This window comes from Tenacibaculum sp. M1.3A (assembly GCF_057732375.1).
In genome coordinates, this window is sequence record NZ_JBYJEF010000006.1 from 112,036 (window position 1) to 130,509 (window position 18,474).

The 18,474-nt window shown below is 30.2% G+C and carries 19 protein-coding genes; 12 read left to right on the forward strand and 7 right to left on the reverse strand.

Features of this window, described 5'->3' with window-relative positions:
• Positions 1 to 30: 30 nt before the first annotated feature.
• From AC28QF_RS10490 to AC28QF_RS10515, 6 genes are all read left to right on the forward strand, one after another.
• On the forward strand, positions 31 to 462 hold the full coding sequence (locus tag AC28QF_RS10490) for a hypothetical protein (protein ID WP_488202423.1): 432 nt from the start codon (positions 31 to 33) through the stop codon (positions 460 to 462).
• Between the two features lie 83 nt (positions 463 to 545).
• Complete coding sequence (locus AC28QF_RS10495) at positions 546 to 1,466, forward strand: hypothetical protein (RefSeq protein ID WP_488201756.1); 921 nt, start codon at positions 546 to 548, stop codon at positions 1,464 to 1,466.
• Positions 1,467 to 1,596: 130 nt separating this feature from the next.
• Positions 1,597 to 2,352 (forward strand): SDR family NAD(P)-dependent oxidoreductase, encoded by a 756-nt coding sequence (locus AC28QF_RS10500; RefSeq protein WP_488201755.1) that lies wholly within the window; start codon positions 1,597 to 1,599, stop codon positions 2,350 to 2,352.
• Between the two features lie 3 nt (positions 2,353 to 2,355).
• On the forward strand, positions 2,356 to 3,495 hold the full coding sequence (locus tag AC28QF_RS10505) for a DUF5929 domain-containing protein (RefSeq protein WP_488201754.1): 1,140 nt from the start codon (positions 2,356 to 2,358) through the stop codon (positions 3,493 to 3,495).
• A gap of 92 nt (positions 3,496 to 3,587) precedes the next feature.
• Positions 3,588 to 5,447: a B12-binding domain-containing radical SAM protein gene (locus AC28QF_RS10510; RefSeq protein WP_488201753.1), complete on the forward strand. Its 1,860-nt coding sequence runs from the start codon at positions 3,588 to 3,590 to the stop codon at positions 5,445 to 5,447.
• A gap of 164 nt (positions 5,448 to 5,611) precedes the next feature.
• Positions 5,612 to 5,995, forward strand: a complete 384-nt coding sequence (locus AC28QF_RS10515; RefSeq protein WP_488201752.1) for an ankyrin repeat domain-containing protein — start codon at positions 5,612 to 5,614, stop codon at positions 5,993 to 5,995.
• Between the two features lie 69 nt (positions 5,996 to 6,064).
• Here the strand turns inward: AC28QF_RS10515 and amaB are convergent, their stop codons facing one another.
• Positions 6,065 to 7,606: an L-piperidine-6-carboxylate dehydrogenase gene (gene amaB / locus AC28QF_RS10520; RefSeq protein ID WP_488201751.1), complete on the reverse strand. Its 1,542-nt coding sequence runs from the start codon at positions 7,604 to 7,606 to the stop codon at positions 6,065 to 6,067.
• Positions 7,607 to 7,717: 111 nt separating this feature from the next.
• Here amaB and AC28QF_RS10525 point away from each other — a divergent pair, with 111 nt between their 5' ends.
• Positions 7,718 to 8,770: an isoaspartyl peptidase/L-asparaginase family protein gene (locus AC28QF_RS10525; protein ID WP_488201750.1), complete on the forward strand. Its 1,053-nt coding sequence runs from the start codon at positions 7,718 to 7,720 to the stop codon at positions 8,768 to 8,770.
• Here the strand turns inward: AC28QF_RS10525 and AC28QF_RS10530 are convergent.
• Complete coding sequence (locus tag AC28QF_RS10530) at positions 8,697 to 8,972, reverse strand: DUF6970 domain-containing protein (RefSeq protein ID WP_488201749.1); 276 nt, start codon at positions 8,970 to 8,972, stop codon at positions 8,697 to 8,699. The genes AC28QF_RS10525 and AC28QF_RS10530 overlap by 74 nt on opposite strands.
• A gap of 338 nt (positions 8,973 to 9,310) precedes the next feature.
• Between AC28QF_RS10530 and AC28QF_RS10535 the strand changes: the two genes are divergently transcribed.
• From AC28QF_RS10535 to AC28QF_RS10550, 4 genes are all read left to right on the forward strand, one after another.
• Positions 9,311 to 10,285, forward strand: a complete 975-nt coding sequence (locus AC28QF_RS10535; protein ID WP_488201748.1) for a LuxE/PaaK family acyltransferase — start codon at positions 9,311 to 9,313, stop codon at positions 10,283 to 10,285.
• A 105-nt stretch (positions 10,286 to 10,390) separates the two neighbouring features.
• On the forward strand, positions 10,391 to 10,837 hold the full coding sequence (locus tag AC28QF_RS10540; RefSeq protein WP_488201747.1) for a YHS domain-containing (seleno)protein: 447 nt from the start codon (positions 10,391 to 10,393) through the stop codon (positions 10,835 to 10,837).
• A gap of 109 nt (positions 10,838 to 10,946) precedes the next feature.
• Positions 10,947 to 12,611, forward strand: coding sequence for a glycerol-3-phosphate dehydrogenase/oxidase (locus AC28QF_RS10545; protein WP_488201746.1), 1,665 nt, complete (start codon positions 10,947 to 10,949; stop codon positions 12,609 to 12,611).
• Positions 12,612 to 12,673: 62 nt separating this feature from the next.
• Entirely contained in the window at positions 12,674 to 13,180 is a 507-nt protein-coding gene (locus AC28QF_RS10550) for a hypothetical protein (protein WP_488201745.1), read from the forward strand.
• Here AC28QF_RS10550 and AC28QF_RS10555 read toward each other — a convergent pair whose 3' ends face one another.
• A complete protein-coding gene (locus AC28QF_RS10555; protein ID WP_488201744.1) occupies positions 13,181 to 13,885 on the reverse strand; it encodes a TIGR04283 family arsenosugar biosynthesis glycosyltransferase in 705 nt (234 codons plus the stop codon).
• A 19-nt stretch (positions 13,886 to 13,904) separates the two neighbouring features.
• On the opposite strand from AC28QF_RS10555, the gene AC28QF_RS10560 reads away from it, so the two are divergent.
• Positions 13,905 to 14,675 carry a DUF547 domain-containing protein gene (locus AC28QF_RS10560; RefSeq protein WP_488201743.1) on the forward strand — a complete coding sequence of 257 codons (771 nt, stop codon included), beginning with the start codon at positions 13,905 to 13,907 and terminating at the stop codon, positions 14,673 to 14,675.
• Here the strand turns inward: AC28QF_RS10560 and AC28QF_RS10565 are convergent.
• The 4 genes from AC28QF_RS10565 to AC28QF_RS10580 all read right to left on the reverse strand — a co-directional run bounded on the left by AC28QF_RS10565 (position 14,672) and on the right by AC28QF_RS10580 (position 18,448).
• Complete coding sequence (locus tag AC28QF_RS10565) at positions 14,672 to 15,940, reverse strand: MFS transporter (protein ID WP_488201742.1); 1,269 nt, start codon at positions 15,938 to 15,940, stop codon at positions 14,672 to 14,674. The genes AC28QF_RS10560 and AC28QF_RS10565 overlap by 4 nt on opposite strands.
• Positions 15,941 to 15,946: 6 nt before the next feature.
• On the reverse strand, positions 15,947 to 16,510 hold the full coding sequence (locus AC28QF_RS10570) for a hypothetical protein (RefSeq protein ID WP_488201741.1): 564 nt from the start codon (positions 16,508 to 16,510) through the stop codon (positions 15,947 to 15,949).
• A 72-nt stretch (positions 16,511 to 16,582) separates the two neighbouring features.
• Entirely contained in the window at positions 16,583 to 17,242 is a 660-nt protein-coding gene (locus AC28QF_RS10575) for a hypothetical protein (protein ID WP_488201740.1), read from the reverse strand.
• 210 nt (positions 17,243 to 17,452) lie between these two features.
• Complete coding sequence (locus AC28QF_RS10580; RefSeq protein ID WP_488201739.1) at positions 17,453 to 18,448, reverse strand: NAD(P)H-dependent glycerol-3-phosphate dehydrogenase; 996 nt, start codon at positions 18,446 to 18,448, stop codon at positions 17,453 to 17,455.
• Positions 18,449 to 18,474 lie beyond the last annotated feature (26 nt).

The following is an 18,474-nucleotide window of genomic DNA, read 5'->3' on the forward strand; positions in this document are numbered from 1 at the left end:
TTGGCACTAAGTTTTACACAGTGTGCAAGCATGAAACTAGAATCAAATCCTCCTTTTACGGTTAACACCGCATCTTACGCTCATATTACTGGTGGTTTACCTGGTAACAACACGCTTAATTTAATGATTGATTTTACAGCAAGTAAAACTATCGATTTTAAAAAAGTATACTTTCAAGATAGAATTGTAAGTGCTGTAATTGAACAAAAACAGAATAAAAAATACATTGCTGCTCGTTATAAAACCTCTACAGGTGAAGATAAAAAAGACTTAGTTTTAAATGCTGATTCTGAAAAAGAATATGGAAATACTGCAAAAAACAAAGAGGAAGTTCCTTTTAAACTAAAAGAAAATGAAGCCGTAGTTAGCTACAAAGTCGGTGATAAACTTCATTATTATAAAATAGAAAATATTAAAAAAGAGAAAAGGGTTTTCATGCCCTCAGCAAAACCTCAAAACTAACAAAAAACACCTCATATGAAGTGTTTTTTGTTTTTGGCACGTAATTTGAAAACTACATAAGTATAATATTAAAACATACGCTTATGAAACGTCTAAAATTACTCTTCTTATGTATTGCCGCAAGTGTAACATTAGCATCTTGTTCGGTTCGAAACGAAATAATTGATGACAATTCTTTTTCGTTAAACGAATATGTATCTAGTTACGATTTATGGTATATTGATTATCATAGAACAACTGGTACAGGCGATGTTCCTTTTTTATCAAAAGCCTTTACAGTGTCTTTTTTAAACGGAACTATGTATGCAAATAATAATATTGCTGATATCGGTAAAACCGGAAATGGGCTTGGAATTGCTGTTGGAAATTATGGTACTTACAGAACCGTTTTAGAAACCGATCATGATCTTGATGGACGTTATGATTTTGAGGTCGTTCAACTTTCAGAAGATGAAATTAGAATTGATGATTTATCGCAAAACGTAAGTTATTATTTAATTGGTTATCAAAGAAATAATTTTAATTACGATAAATTGTTTTATGAAAACATAGAATACTTTTTGCAAGAATATGTAGCATGGGAAAGAACAACTTCTTCTGGTGGTGTATCAAATACATTTGATGATGAACATTTCTTACAGTTTACACCAGAAAACGACGTAACTTTCTACTCATCTCACGATTCATTTGGCACGAATATTGATTATATAAAATGGGACTATGTAGGTGGTTATAAAGTAGCCAATATAACAGGTTATAGCGACTTAAAACTTTTAACACTTAATTATGATGGTGGCGATACTGAAAGGTTTGAATTAAGCGTTATAAATGATGAAAGGATACAATTATTTCACCTGAGTTCTAAAACAACGTACACTTTTTCTGGTAGAGGATTTGTACAGTATTTAAAAAATGAAAAAACAATAAAACCAACTGTAAGGAATAGCGGTAGAAAACGTACTAAAATACAACGTGAAACAGTTGATAAAAAATATTTAAAATAAAGTTTGGTTAGTTGATTTTTGGTTGGGGTAGTAGCCAACTAAAAGAAACCGCTCTAGAGGTAGAGCGGTTTTTCTTTGTTTAAAATATTCGTTTTACATAAAATATTTTACCTTTATAAAAAACAAAAACATGCAACAAACCGCTTTAATTACAGGAGCAACTTCTGGTATTGGTAAAGCAACCGCTATACTATTTGCTAAAAACAACATAAACCTTATTATTTGTGGAAGACGCGCTGAGAAACTTAAAGAACTTCAACACCAATTATCAACTTTAACAAAAGTGCATACGCTACAATTTGATGTTCGTTATAAAGACGAAGTACAAAAAGCCATTGGTAGTTTACCTGATGAATTTAAACATATTGATATTTTAATTAACAATGCAGGTAATGCACACGGGTTAAGTAGTATTCAGGAAGGAAGTATTGATGATTGGGATGCCATGATTGATGGAAACGTAAAAGGTTTATTATATGTTTCGAAAGCTATAATTCCGCAAATGGTGGATAGAAATAACGGTTTTATTCTTAATATCGGTTCTATTGCTAGTAAAGAAGTATATCCGAACGGAAACGTGTATTGTGCTTCTAAGTTTGCCGTAGATGCTTTAAATAAAGGAATGCGTATTGATTTAAACAAACATAATATTCGTGTTTCGGCAATTCATCCTGGTTTGGTAGAAACCGAATTTTCAGACGTGCGTTTTAAAGGAGATCTCGATAGAGCAAAAACAGTATATCAAGGCTATAAAGCTTTGCAGCCCGAAGATATTGCCGATATTATTTATTTCGTTATCAGTAGGCCATATCATGTAAATATTGAAGATTTAGTGGTATATCCTACCGCACAAGCAACCGCATCAATTATAAATAAAAATGTATAAGCTGTGATTAATAAACGCCTTTTAATTAAAAATTTGCTTTCTCATAACGACGAGAATAGTTTTTTTGATAAAAAGCAAAAATTATCGCTACATCATAAAGAAGGTAAAGCTAAGTTTATAAAACACATTTGTGCGCTTTCAAACTCTAACCCTAATAACAATTCTTATATCGTTATTGGGGTTGAAGATGAAGAAAATAAAATTTTGGGAGTCGATTTTTACGATGATAGTAAAATTCAGAACTTAGTAAATGCTTATTTAAACAATCCTCCAAAAATAGAATATGAGAATGTACCTTTTCCGAGTTTACCACGCCATAAAGTAATCGGCTTGGTAACTATTTATCCGAATAATGAAACTACTTCATTTTTAAAAAATATTTGGAAATATCGTAAAGGCAGCGTTTTTTTTCGCAGAGGAAGCAATTCAATGCCTACGGATAAAGACTTTACATTTAATGAGGTAAATACTACTATTGTTGAAGCTATCGAGAAAAATGCCAGTAATAATATTCAATTAACACTCGACGGAGTTTTCGATTTTATTAACAATCATAAATCTACATACAATCCGCAATACAAAGTATTTAACGAACAATTTGTGGTGTGTTGGGCTGGTAAAAAAAAGGTGATTAATAATGAAGAATTTTATACTCGGGTAGATATTGAATTGATAAACGAGCAGGTTCGTTTGTTTTTTTCGGCCTTAGATGATGTTCAAATTAGCCATAACGAGCAATCGTTTATTATTACCGAATATATTGTTTTAGGGATTGATAAAAATGAAAAACATTATCCGTTAGAAAAAACAATTATTCATTTTAAAGAGAACGGAAAACACGATATTGTTACCCAATTTTTATTTGAAGCACCACAATACAATAAAACTATTTTACATCATATTTATAATAGCAACAATGCTATTATTAGTAAAATAGAAAAAAATACACTACTATCTGATACTGAAAACCTAGCTGTTTTAAAATTACCAACTACGTATTTAATTTGCTATTTAAATGGGTTTACACAGGCAATTTATCAACTTAAAAAAGTGAAAAATTACATTAAAAACTTAACTGATAAAACAACTTATATAAAATACAAAGAAACAATGCGTGTTTTAAGAAAGGTAAAATATCATTAATACCTCCAAAATTATAAACTCATTAATAGTTTTAATAAATCCGATATAATAACAACGCTCTTAAGAGTATCTTTGTGCTTTATTTATTTTATATGTCTATAAACACGCTTTTAATAACACCTCCTTTTACACAATTAAATACAGCGTATCCTGCAACTGCATACATTAAAGGTTTTTTAGAATCTAAAAATGTAAAAGCAACGCAAATGGATTTAAGTATCGAGCTGTTTACTGCGGTGTTTACCAAAGAGTTTATAAATGCTATTTTTAAGCAAGCTGAAATGCTTGGTAATAGTGATTTTCCTTTAGTTGATAAACAAAAAGAAGAGTACATAAATAAAGTAGATTCTGTTATGCACTATTTGCGTGTGCAAGAAGTTACAGCAGCATATCAGATGGTACATAAAGATTATTTACCACACGGACATAGACGTATTAAATTGAATAAAAATTTAACTACCGAATTCGGAAAATTAGGAGTTTTAGACAAAGCCAAACACATTGCAACACTCTTTGTAGAAGAATTAGGCGATTATATAAACGCAAATGTCGATGAGTTTTTTTCTTTTACACGTTATGCAGAACAACTAGGAAGGTCTGCCTCTAGTTTCGATACTATTAACGAGTTTTTACAATATGAAACTACCTTAATAGAAGATGAAATGTTGTATTTATTAGAAGAGAAACTGCAAGAAGACAATTATGATTTAGTTTGTTTTACGGTGCCTTTTCCTGGTAATTTATTTTCTGCTTTACGTTGTGCACAATTTATAAAACAAAAATATCCTACCATTAAAATAGGTATGGGTGGCGGTTATTGTAACACCGAGTTAAGACGTTTGTCTGACCCAAGAATTTTTAATTTCATAGATTTTATTACTTTGGATGATGGTGAGGGTCCGTTATTAAAAATCACAGAATTTTTAGACGGTAAAATAAACGAAGATGGTTTAGAAAGAACTTTTATCTGTAAAAATAACGAAGTTATTTATGCTGATAAAACACCAAATACAATTTTTCATCATAAAAATTTACCTGCGCCTAGTTATGTTGGGCTTCCAACGAATAAGTATTTATCGTTTTTAGATGTCATGAATCCGATGCACAGAATGTGGTCGGATGGAAAGTGGAATAAATTAACCATTTCTCACGGATGTTATTGGAAACAGTGTTCTTTTTGTGATGTTACCTTAGATTATATAGGAAATTATCAAAATACAACCGCTGATGATTTAGTGAATAAAATTGAAAAAATAATCTCTGAAACAGGAATTACAGGTTTTCATTTTGTTGATGAAGCAGCGCCACCTAAGATGTTAAGAGCTTTAGCAAATAAACTACTAGAAAGAAAGGTTTATATTACTTGGTGGACCAATATTCGTTTCGAAAAAACCTTTACTCCAGAACTGTGTGCTTTATTATCCAAATCGGGATGTATTGCCGTTACCGGCGGTTTAGAAGTTGCTTCAGATAGGTTATTGGCTAAAATGAAAAAAGGGGTAGATATTGGACAAGTTGCTAGAGTAACCAAAGCTTTTTCTGATGAAAATATTATGGTGCATGCTTATTTAATGTTTGGTTTTCCTACAGAAACAGCACAAGAAACCATTGATTCTTTAGAGGTTGTGCGTCAGTTGTTTCAAAACAATTGTATTCAATCTGCTTTTTGGCACATGTTTGCTTGTACAAGTCATAGCCCGGTTGGTAAAAATCCGGATGAATTTGAAATTAAAATTACTGGGCCAGAATTTAAAGGTTTTGCAGAAAATGATTTGTATCACGAAGATCCAACAGGAGCAGAACATCATTTATATAGTCAAGGCTTAAATACTGCGCTAAATAATTACTTAAACTACAAGGGTTTTGATATTCCTTTACATAAATACTTCGATTTTAAAATACCTAAAACAACCCAAGAGACTAATTTAATAGCAGGTTTTTTAACTGCTTAAATTTAATCTCAATTAGTTTATACAAACTTAAATTACTGATTTTTAATTTAATAAAAATTTAAGAAGTAATCATAAATATTTGTTAAGCCTTTCTTTTTACTGAAACGTTTTTTTTAAATCGTCGTCTTTTTAGATATAAACCGAATCTTAAAAAACGTAACATCATGAAAAAATTTGTATTTACAGTAGTAGCAATCGCATTATCTTTTGGAACTGTTTCAGCTTCAGAAATAAACAAAACAACCGTAAAAACTACTACCGAATATTCTAAAGTTAATACTTTTTGTAAGTTAATTACAGCTGGTAATTACGAAGCTGTTAAAGCGATGATTGAAAACGGAACCAATATTAACAGAAAATCTACAGGCTTAACTCCGTTAATGTTTGCTGCTAGATATAACAAAGTAGCTATCGTTAAATTACTAATTAAAAAAGGCGCTAAACTAAATTCAAAATCCGATAAAGGGAGTTATACAGCGTTAGATTATGCAAAAATGTCTAAAGCACATGCAGCTTATAAAGTTTTACTTGCTACGTCAAAAAAATAAAAAACAGTATTAAAGTAAAAAACCACGCAAATTGCGTGGTTTTTCTATTTTAAAAATACTTGTAACCTCTTAAAGGTCAAACTTAATTCCTTGCGCTAAAGGCAATTCATCAGAATAATTTACAGTATTTGTTTGTCTTCTCATGTACACTTTCCAAGCATCTGATCCAGACTCACGTCCACCACCAGTTTCTTTTTCACCACCAAAAGCACCACCAATTTCAGCACCAGAAGTACCAATATTTACGTTTGCAATACCACAATCAGAACCTGCATATGATAAGAACTTTTCAGCTTCTTTCATTTCATTAGTCATAATTGCTGACGATAATCCTTGTGCAACACCGTTTTGTTTTGCGATTGCATTTTCTACTTCTCCTGAATATTTCATTAAATATAAAATCGGAGCAAAAGTTTCATGCTGTACAATTTCAAAATGATTCTCAGCTTCAATAATAGCTGGTTTTACGTAGCATCCGCTTTCGTAACCTTCACCTTCTAAAACACCACCTTCAACTAAAACATTACCGCCTTCAGCTTTTGCTTTTTCAATTGCCGCTAAATAAGTATTTACAGAATCGTGATCGATTAACGGCCCAATATGATTTTTTTCATCTAAAGGATTTCCAATAGTTAACTGCCCGTAAGCACCAACAATTGCATCTCTTACTTTATCATATACAGATTCGTGAATAATTAATCTTCTTGTTGAAGTACAACGTTGACCACAAGTACCAACAGCACCAAATACAGCACCAGGAACTACCACTTTTAAATCGGCAGTTGGAGTAATAATAATTGCGTTGTTCCCTCCTAACTCTAATAAAGATTTTCCGAAACGCTGAGCAACAGTTGCACCAACGATTCTTCCCATTCTTGTAGATCCTGTAGCAGAAACTAAAGGAATACGAGTATCGGTAGTCATCATTTCACCAACTTTGTAATCTCCGTTAATGATAGAAGAAATACCTTCTGGTAAGTTATTTTGTTTTAAAACATCTGCAATAATGTTTTGACAAGCGATAGAACATAAGGGTGCTTTTTCAGAACCTTTCCATACACATACATCACCACAAATCCAGGCTAAAGCTGTATTCCAAGCCCAAACTGCAACAGGAAAGTTAAATGCAGAGATAATACCAACTACACCAATTGGGTGCCATTGTTCTCTCATTACGTGTCCTGGGCGTTCAGACGGAATTGTTTGTCCGTTTAACTGACGTGATAAACCTACAGCAAAATCACAGATATCAATCATTTCCTGAACTTCACCATAACCTTCTTGTAAAGATTTACCCATTTCGTAAGAAACTAACTTACCTAATGGTTCTTTTAATTCTCTTAATTTATTACCAAACTGACGAACAATTTCTCCTCTTTGCGGAGCTGGCATATCTCTAAAAGATAAAAATGCCGCTGTAGCCGTTTCCATTACTTTTTCATAATCTTCTCTTGTAGTAGATTTTACTTTACCGATTAGTTTCCCATCAACAGGTGAGTAACTTTCAATAATTTCTCCGTTAGAAAAGTTATTAGAACCTGTAGAAGTTCCTTCATTAATATCTTTTACTCCTAATTGAGCTAAAGCTTCTTTGATACCAAAATCTGCCATTTTGTTGTTCCGTTTAAGTTGTTTAAATTCGAGGAACGAAATTACAAATAAATTTACACATTTTTAAATTTAACAAAAACAATACTTATTGTTTAATTTTAAACATACATTATGAAGAAAATTCTATTAATTGCTTCGGTTTTATTAATTGCTTTAGGATGTAAAACAGAAGAAATATCAGTAAAAAAAGAAGATGCTAAGAAAGTAAATGATTATGCTATTATTATTCATGGAGGTGCCGGAACTATTTTGAAGAAAAATATGTCTGATGAAAAAGAGGCTGCTTATAAAACGAAATTAGAGGAAGCTATAAAAGTTGGTCATACCATTTTAAAAAATGGTGGAACAAGTCAGGAAGCAGTAATGAAAACAATTCAAGTAATGGAAGAATCACCACTATTTAACGCTGGTAAAGGGGCTGTTTTTACACATGAAGAAACGAACGAATTAGATGCTTCTTTTATGGATGGAAAAACTTTAAATGCTGGTGCAGTTGCAGGAGTAAAAAGTGTAAAAAGTCCAATAGAATTGGCTATAAAAATTATGACCGATTCAGATCATGTTATGCTTTCAGGAAAAGGTGCTGCAAGTTTTGCTGAAGAAAAGGGATTAGAAATTGTTGATCCAAGTTATTTTTATACAGAAAAACGTTTTAAATCGCTTCAAAGAATAAAAAACAAAAATAAAACGGAGTTAGATCATGATGATAAAAAAGCTGCTTTTTACGATGCTGATATAAAAAATGCAAAATTCGGAACTGTTGGTTGTGTAGCTTTAGATAAAAACGGAAACATTTCTGCTGGAACCTCTACTGGTGGAATGACTAACAAACGTTGGGGTAGAATTGGAGATTCACCTGTTATTGGTTCTGGTACGTATGCAAATAATTTAACGTGTGGAGTATCATCTACAGGTTGGGGAGAATATTTTATTAGAGGTCAAGTTGCCTATGATATTTCTGCACAAATGGAATATCAAAATAAATCTTTAAAAGAAGCTACAACAGACGTAATTCAAAATAAACTTACAGCACTTGGTGGTACCGGTGGTGTTGTAGCTTTAGATAAAAACGGAAACATGTCTTTTGAATTTAATACCTCAGGAATGTACCGAGCTTCAATGAATGATAAAGAGGTATTAGTAGTGAAAATTTATAAGGAATAATTATTCGAATTTTTTTCCATAATAACTTTTCATCTGTTGCTTTTTCTGAAAAATTAGAACAAGAAACAGCCCCTATAATTCCGCCAAAAGTACATATAATCTCTTTTTGGGAGTTGTATACCTTGGTGGTTCCATCTGGGAATTGATAACAGCTTTCTTCTAAAAAAACAAGTCCACCATGATACATATATTGTAGTATCATTATCTTTTTTTTTTATATTACTTTTTTGGAAAGAAGTTTTCATGTCTTTTAACCAAGAAATAGTATTTAACGAATTGGATGTTTGAATCTTTTTTACAACAGTACTTTTACAAGAAATCATTATAATTATTAAAAGTACTATTATTATTCTTTTCATAATTAATATTAGATTACAACTTTACAAACTTACACCAAAATAATTTTAATCATTTAAATACAAAAAAGATAATAATAATGCTTTTCTAAATCAATATTTATCATTTAAAACTTCTCTATTTATCAGAAGATAAAAAAAAATAAAAAGTTTGTATTAAATACTGTTATTTTTGCAAAAGTTTATGCGAAAAAAAATATTTAACATACGAAGTCAAGAGGATTTCTCGAAAATAGCAATTGAAGTTTTTAAACATCAGTTTGCAAACAATAAAGTGTATCGTTCTTTTTGTGATTTATTGTATGTTCATCCAAGTGATGTTACTTCTATAGAACAGATTCCTTTTTTACCAATTGAGTTTTTTAAAACTAAAAAAATACTTTCATCTACTGATAAAGTTCAAGAAACGTTTTCAAGTTCTGGAACTACCGGAAGTACAACTAGTAAACATCATGTTACCGATTTATCGTGGTACGAGACAAGCTATTTAAATGGTTTTAAGCATTTTTACGGCAACATAGAAGAGTACGTAGTTTTAGCTTTGTTACCAAATTATTTAGACCGTAAAGGATCTTCGTTGGTATATATGGTTGATGATTTAATTAAAAAATCTAACCAATCTGAAAGTGGTTTTTATCTCAATAATTTAGATGAATTAACCAAAAAACTGATAGATTTAGATAAAAAAGGTCAAAAAACATTACTTATTGGCGTTTCTTTTGCTTTATTAGATTTAATTGAACAGCAAAAATTTAATCTTAAAAACACCATTGTTATGGAAACTGGTGGAATGAAAGGTCGAAGAAAAGAACTCGTGCGCCACGAGTTGCATACTATTCTCTCTAATGGATTTGGTATTACTAAAATTCATTCAGAGTATGGTATGACTGAGTTGTTAAGTCAAGGTTATTCTAAAGGAAATGGTGTTTTTAATTGTCCGCCTTGGATGCGATTTTTAACTCGAGATACTGAAGATTCATTAACAATTTTACCAAAAGAAAAATCGGGCGGAATTAACGTTATCGATCTGGCAAATTATAACTCTTGTTCCTTTATTGCTACACAAGATTTAGGTAAAATACATACCGATAATAGTTTTGAAATTATTGGTAGGTTTGATAATTCTGATATTCGTGGTTGTAACTTAATGGTTTTATAAATCATTATTTTTTTATTTATCTATCATTAAACACTCTCATTATTTTTATTTGAAAAATTGTAAGTTGATTAAATACTTATCGACTATAGTAAAAAATTAAAATTTTTGAAACAATTTATAACTCTTTTTTTACTAGTAATTTCTACTGTGTTAGTAGCTCAAAAAACAGACTATAACACAACAAGTGGATATGTTGCTGAAGGTTACGATGTTGTTTCTTACTTTACAAATAAAGAACCTTTAGAAGGAAAAAAGAAACTTACTACTACCTTTGATGGTACTAAATTTAAGTTTTCTTCAGAAAAAAACCTCAAGTTATTTAAAGAAAATCCTAAAAAATACATTCCTGAATATGGTGGCTATTGTGCATATGCAATGGGAAAAAAGGGTGAAAAAGTAGCTATTGATCCTGAAAATTATGAAATAAGAGATGGTAAACTCTACTTGTTTTATAATTCGTGGATAAACAATACATTAAAATCTTGGCAACAAGAAGGCGAAGAAAAGTTACAAAAACAAGCAGATATAAATTGGTTAAGAATAAATCAGTAATTGATTTATTCGTTGCGGGGGCAACTATAAAGTGCTGAATAAATTCAGCACTTTTTTTTGTTTTATTTACTTCATTTTATTCTTACTTTTGTTTAATAAAAAGCTAGCTATGAACCACTTTTCTTTTTTCAACCGAAAAAACATTCAACAAGAATTAAAAGAAACTGAATTTGATATTTTAATTATTGGTGGAGGAATTACCGGAGCAGGAATTGCATTAGATGCTGCTTCTAGAGGTATGAAAGTTGCTTTAATTGAAAAAAATGATTTTGCTTCTGGTACTTCAAGTAAATCAACAAAACTAATTCACGGTGGTTTGCGTTACTTAAAACAATTCGATTTTTGGCTGGTAAAAGAAGTGGGTACCGAACGAGCAATTGTTCATAAAATAGCTCCGCATTTAGTAATTCCAGAAAAAATGATTCTTCCTTTAATTGATGGAGGAACTTACGGCGCTTGGTTAACCTCTATCGGGTTAAAAGTGTACGATGTTTTAGCCTCAGTAGAAGGTGATGACAAACGTAAAATGCTCGATAAAAAGGAAGCACTTGCTAAAGAACCTCTTTTACCTAAAAGTATTTTAAGAGGCGCTGGTTATTACGCAGAATATCGTACAGATGATGCCCGTTTAACCATAGAAGTATTAAAAACTGCCAGTCAATACAACGCAAAAATACTTAATTATACAAAAGCCAATGAGTTTATTTACGAAAACAAACGTGTAGTTGGCGCAAAGGTTTCTGATGTTTTTTCAAACGAAGCATACGAAATTAAAGCAAAATATGTAGTTAATGCTGCAGGACCATGGGTAGATGAATTACGACAAATTAATAACTCTAAAATTGGCAAAAGACTTCATTTAACAAAAGGAGTTCATTTGGTTGTTGCTCATGAAAAATTACCGATAAAACAATCAGTTTATTTTGATGTTCCTGATGGCAGAATGATGTTTGCAATACCGCGTGGTAAAGTAACTTATTTTGGTACCACAGATACTAATTTTCAACAAGATAAAAATACGGTAGAAACCAATATTATAGATGCTACCTATTTAATTGAAGCCGTAAATAATATGTTTACTGGTATCGAATTAACTTTAGATGATATTCAGTCTTCGTGGGCGGGCTTACGACCATTAATTCATGAAGAAGGTAAGTCAGCTTCAGAACTATCACGTAAAGATGAAATTTTTGTTTCTGATACTAAGCTAATTTCTATTGCTGGTGGTAAATTAACCGGTTATCGTAAAATGGCTGAGCGTATTGTTGATTTAGTTGCTAAGAAAATGGTTAGGCGTTTTAATGTTGAATTTGATACCATACAAACTGAAAATATTATTTTAGCGGGGGGGCCATTTCAAAACTATAAATCAGTAGATTTATATATACACCAAGTATATAAAAATTTAAAAAATAACGATTTTACAAAAATTGATGCTGCTTATTTAGTACACAATTACGGAAAACAAACAGCCATAATTATAGATAAGTTTGATGAGCTAAAAGAAAGTAATATAGAACTTCGTTTATTAAAAGCTGAAATTTGGTTTACCATTCAACATGAAATGACTTGTACTCCTACCGATTTTTTTATGCGTAGAACTGGTCGTTTATTTTTTGATAAACCTAGTGTAGATAGATATAAAAATGATGTTTTAAACGAATTTGCTACATATTTTAATTGGTCTGAATTAGAAAAAACTAAACATCAACAAGAATTAGAAACTAAAATAAAATTAGCTATAAACTTTAACTCGCCACTTTCCATACTATAATTACTTACAACAAAAAGTGTTATATCTTTGGCGCGCTTATAATTTTTATATTCCCCTAAAAAATGAAAAAAAATCTATTCCTATTTATATTTATAATCACTAGTTTTATAGCTACAAGTCAAACAACTAACATTTTAAAATCATCAGAATTTGATGGTATTAAAATAAACAATACCACGTTAGCTGATCTTAAAAAAACCAAAGGAAAACAAGCTGCTGTAGAAAACCTATTAGGTACAGTAACTTCTTATAAGGTTGATGAAAATGTAAATTATTATTATTTTGTTTTTAAAGGACTTAAAGTAGATTTTTCTACTTTAGGAAGAAGTAAACCTTATATAGAGTCTTTTGAGATTAATAGTAATGAGTCTTCTTTAACTGTAAAAAACTTAGTTGTTACTATTGGAGATAATATTAGTAAGTTAGGTACTGTCGTTTTTAGTGTTGGACGAAATGGTTCTAAGAGTATTTTATATTCAGTTTGTGAAGATTGTGATAGTTTTGTGTACATAGAATACGATCAAACAACTAACCTTATTACTAAGATTAGTTACATGGATATGGGGTAATTAAACAGCTTCTCTTAATAAATTTTTGTATTTTTTTCTAAGTGTTATTGGGTTAACTCCCATTTTATATAACAAAAAAACATATCCGTTTATTAAGTTTACTTTTAGCCATGAATTGTTATCATACTTTCTAGCACTTACAATTGCTCTAGATTGAATAACTGTATATTTAATTTTGTTATTTCTTATTCTATCCATCATTTCAAAATCTTCCATGATGCAATAATCTTCATTAAAACCTTTTAACTCATTAAAAGTAGTTTTTAAAAAGAATTGGCATTGATCTCCACCACCAGCAAGTAAACTATCTTTTTTGGTGAAATAACTATTTATATCTAACATAAAAGTTGATCTATCAAAATCGTATGAAAAAAACCCAGCTTTATAATCATTTTTAATCGCTCTTGTTATTTCTTCATAAAAATTAATAGGTAACTCAACATCAGCGTGTAAAAAAACAACAATTTCGCCGGTAGCTTTAGTTGCTCCATAATTCATTTGTACGGCCCTACCCTTTTTAGGACTGTTATAAAACAATACATTGTCAAATTTTTTACATATATTAATCGTGTCATCTGTAGTTTCTGGTGAGTTTGATATAATAATTTCAACCGGCTTCCTGTATGCAATTTCACTTAAAAACGACAGTCTTTTTAGTAAGTTATGTTGTTCGTTATAAACAGGAATAATGATGCTTATTAGCATAAATACATTAATTTAAATTATGAAAAACTATTTTTTTACTATCATTTTATTTCTTACCTGTGCACTTAAAGCTCAGAACAACGTAAACTATATAAAAACATCACAAGATTTATTAACTCGTATTGTAAATGATGAATCGTATGAAAAAGAAGTTTCTATACTCGAAAAAAGTACTTTAAACGACTTAATAACTCAACTGCCTAAAGATAAGGATAAAAAAGCTTTTTGGATTAATATTTACAATGCTTTTATTCAAATAAAATTAAATAAAAATCCTAATTTATTTGATGATAAAGGAACTTTTTTTAAAACTAAAAGAATTAAAATTGCAGGTGAAATTTTATCTTTTGATGATATAGAACATGGTATTCTTAGAAAATCTAGATGTAAAATTAGTTTAGGTTATTTAAGAAAACCTTTTAGAGCTAAGTGGGAAAGAAAATTAAGGGTTGATGATATTGATTGGAGAATTCACTTTGTATTAAACTGTGGTGCCAAAAGTTGTCCGCCGGTTGCTATTTTTTCTTTAACTAACTTAAATGATGAACTAGATTATATGGTTACCGATTATTTAAAAGAACATACTACTTTTAATAAAGAGAATGAAACCGCCAGTTCTTCTGCATTAATTTCTTGGTTTAGAGGTGATTTTGGTGGTAAATGTGGCGCTCGTGAAATTTTAAAAAATTATGGAATAACGCCAACCAAACCAAAAAAAATAAAGTTTAATGATTATGATTGGACTTTATTTTTAAATAATTTTAAAGAACTACCTAAAAACCTTGATTAATTAGATTCTTCATGCGCTTCTAAATCTTTCGTTAAATCTAACTTTCGTAATGTTGGGTTTATAATACCTGTGGTTACAACCGTAATTAAAGTCATCGTTCCACCAAAAACAACAGCAGTTACCGTTCCCATTAATTTTGCCGTTACGCCGCTTTCAAAAGCTCCTAATTCATTAGAAGAGCCTACGAACATAGAATTTACAGATGCAACTCTACCACGCATATGATCGGGTGTTTTTAATTGTAAAATTGTTTGACGAATAACCATTGAAATCCCGTCGGTAACACCACTAAAAAATAACGCTACCATAGATATCCAAAAGATAGAAGATAATCCGAATACTATAATACAAACTCCAAAGCCAAAAATAGCCGCTAATAACTTCATTCCTGCATTTCTACTAATAGGTATGTAAGCAGTAATTAACATCGTTAAAAAAGCACCTATTGCTGGTGCAGCGCGCAGAGCACCAAACCCTTCTGGGCCTACTTTTAAAATATCTTGTGCATAAATAGGTAATAAAGCAATAGCACCACCAAAAAGTACAGAAATCATATCTAAAGTAATGGCTCCTAAAATGGCTTTTGTTTTAAATACAAAATTGATTCCTTCTTTTAAACTCTTTAATACTGGCTCCCCTATTTTTGGATTCATAATTGGTTTTTTCTTTACAAAAAACACCATTAAAAATGAAAATAGCACCAAGCCAAAAACAATACAAAGTGACCAATGAACTCCTAACCAAGAAATAGTAAAACCTGCAAAAGCTGGGCCTAATACTGAAGCCATTTGCCAAGTAGAACTACTCCATGTTGCGGCATTTGGGTATAATTTTTTAGGTACTATTAAGGCTATTAACGAAAATATAGTGGGACCAAAGAACGAACGTAAAAGTCCGCCAAAAAATACCAATCCATAAATTGAATATAAAACAGTATTTGTATTCCATCCTTTAATAAAACTTGGCAAGGTTAAAAAAAACAAGCCTAAACTTATTAATGAAAAAGCGCCTATACAAAGTGCTAATAAATTTCTTTTTTCTTTTTGATCAACAATATGACCTGCAAATAAAGCCATAGATACTGCCGGAATTACCTCCATTAAACCAATAATACCAAGTGATAACGGATTTTTAGTAATACTATACACTTGCCACTCTATAATAATAAATTGCATAGACCAAGCAAATACTAAAGCAAAACGCACTAAAAGAAATAAATTAAACTCTTTAATTCTTAACGAGGCGTATGGATCTTTCTTTTTCATTATTAACTATTTAGAAGAGTATTTTATAGATTTTTTTATTGATATACCAAAGAAAATGCAACAAGTAATAAGAAAACCTAACATAATGTAATGAAACCAAAAAGGTGTTGCCCCAGGAAAATCTCCTTTAATACGAGCTACATAGGTTAATATCATTACCAAACTTACATAGTAAAAATATACCAATTGATAATTTAGTTTTAATAAATGTAACTTAAATGGTGCGATTACAATCATGGCGTAAGCGAGTGTACCGCCAATTACTTTTACAAATTCTAAATTAATACTATTTAAATAAACACTTAGTGCTAAAAAGCACCAATGGATTATATGTAAAACAGCAAACAATTTTATGAAATTTCGACCACGAATATTATTTTTTAAATTGGTAGGTCTTTTAATAAAAACATAAAAAGTATATAAAAAAACAAAAGCTGATAACCTACCAGAATATCTTGCTGCATAACGAAAAGTGTGTTCTAATTCTGGATGTAACAGGTAAGAAACAACTAAAATTATGACTTCACTTAGAATTCCAAAAAGAAGTAATTTCTTTAAAAATAAATTCATTTTAATAAAAGATGTTAAATAATTTCTGCTTTCAGGTACATACCTAATTTTTATATATTATAGAAAAGATAATTAACCTAATTTTAAATCCATTAAAATAGAGAAAGTTTCATTTACATCTACTTCTTTTACAACAATTGTCATTTCATTTGTTGTAGATATTATTTCTTGTACAGCTATGTTTGCCCAAGCAAATTGTTTTAAAATAAAATAATATATTCCCGATTGTTCTAAATTGCCCTTTGGTAATTTAATCGTTATTGAAGCCAAATCGTTTACATTATTAATTAATGTTTCGAGTTTAAAAATTTCTTCAACATAAGGACGTAAGTTCTTACTTGTAACAATATTAGTTTCAAAAATCCCTTGAGAAACTGTTAAAAAATAATCATTACTATCAGCAGATTTACTTAAAATTTTGGCAATTTCTCGTAATAAAGAAGTGGTATTTTTAAAAGTAAAATCACATAAATCTGATCGTACAATTACATCTCCTAAATTGAGTGCTAATTTTTTAATGTTTTTACGTACCCTTAATTCATTTGCAGGTGAAAGTCTATTAATAGCCATCATAACTGCACCTACTTTTATTTCTTTTTTAAGTAACTTACTTACTTCTGGTAAGATAACTCGTGCTAAAGATGATACATTAATTAGCTTTTCATTTAAAGCTTCTTCAATAAAAGGTGTTTTTCTTATTGTAATTTCTACAGCCTCCTGAATTGTTTTCATTTTGTTTAATTTTAAACAAAAATAAACAAATTTAAACTATAGATGCGCTAATTTTCATTATTAAATAATACTTTTTTTATGAAAAAGTTTGTGAATCAGAATTTTAAGTTAAATTTGTTATCATCGTATTTTAATACAACACAATCTTAGAAGCGATTGGTGGGTTGACTTCTTTTTATTAAGAAGGATTATTTGTGCAAATGCAAACAACTAATCTAATCTATTTGTTAACTTTAAAAACTCATCTTTCGCTTCTTTTTTATCGTACAACACATTATAAACAGCATCGATAATAGGCGTTTTTGCACCATTTTTTTGATTGATTTCATAAGCACTTTTTGCTGCATAATATCCTTCAGCCACCATACTCATTTCCATTTGTGCAGATTTTACCGTATAACCTTTACCAATCATGTTACCAAACATTCTATTTCTACTAAAAACAGAATATCCTGTAACTAATAAATCACCTAAATATGCCGAGTTATTAATATTACGTTTCATTTTATGAACCTTTTTAATAAAGCGTTTCATTTCACGAATACCGTTACTCATTAATACAGCTTGAAAATTATCTCCATAACCTAAACCATGAGAAATTCCGGCTGCAATCGCATAAATATTTTTTAACATGGCAGCATATTCTGTACCAATAATATCATCAGATATTTTTGTTTTTATATAACGACCTGCAATATATTTACTTAAATCTTTAGCTTTTTCGGCATCCTGACAAGCTAAAGTTAAATATGATAAACGTTCCATCGCTACTTCTTCTGCATGACATGGACCTGTAAGTACACCAATATTTTCCATCGGAACATTAAACTTCTGATGAAAATGTTCCCCAATAATTAAACCTGTTTCTGGTACAATTCCTTTAATTGCCGAAAAAATGGTTTTACCTTCTAATAAAGCTGTTAATTTTTCTAATTCGGTATTCACAAATGCCGAAGGAATGGCAAAAATAAGCACATCATAATTATCAACAATATAATTCATATCGTCAGACAAATCTAACTGTTCTGGATGTAACTCTGCAGAACTTAAATAACTAGGATTATGTTTGTTACGTTTTATATGCTCGATAGCATATACACTTCGCATATACCAGCCAATGTTTTCTAGATTTTCAGATAACATTTTTACAATGGCAGTAGCCCAACTTCCTCCACCTAAAACCGCTATTTTAGTTTGCTTACTCATATCGTAATTTATTTAGTATGCTAAAT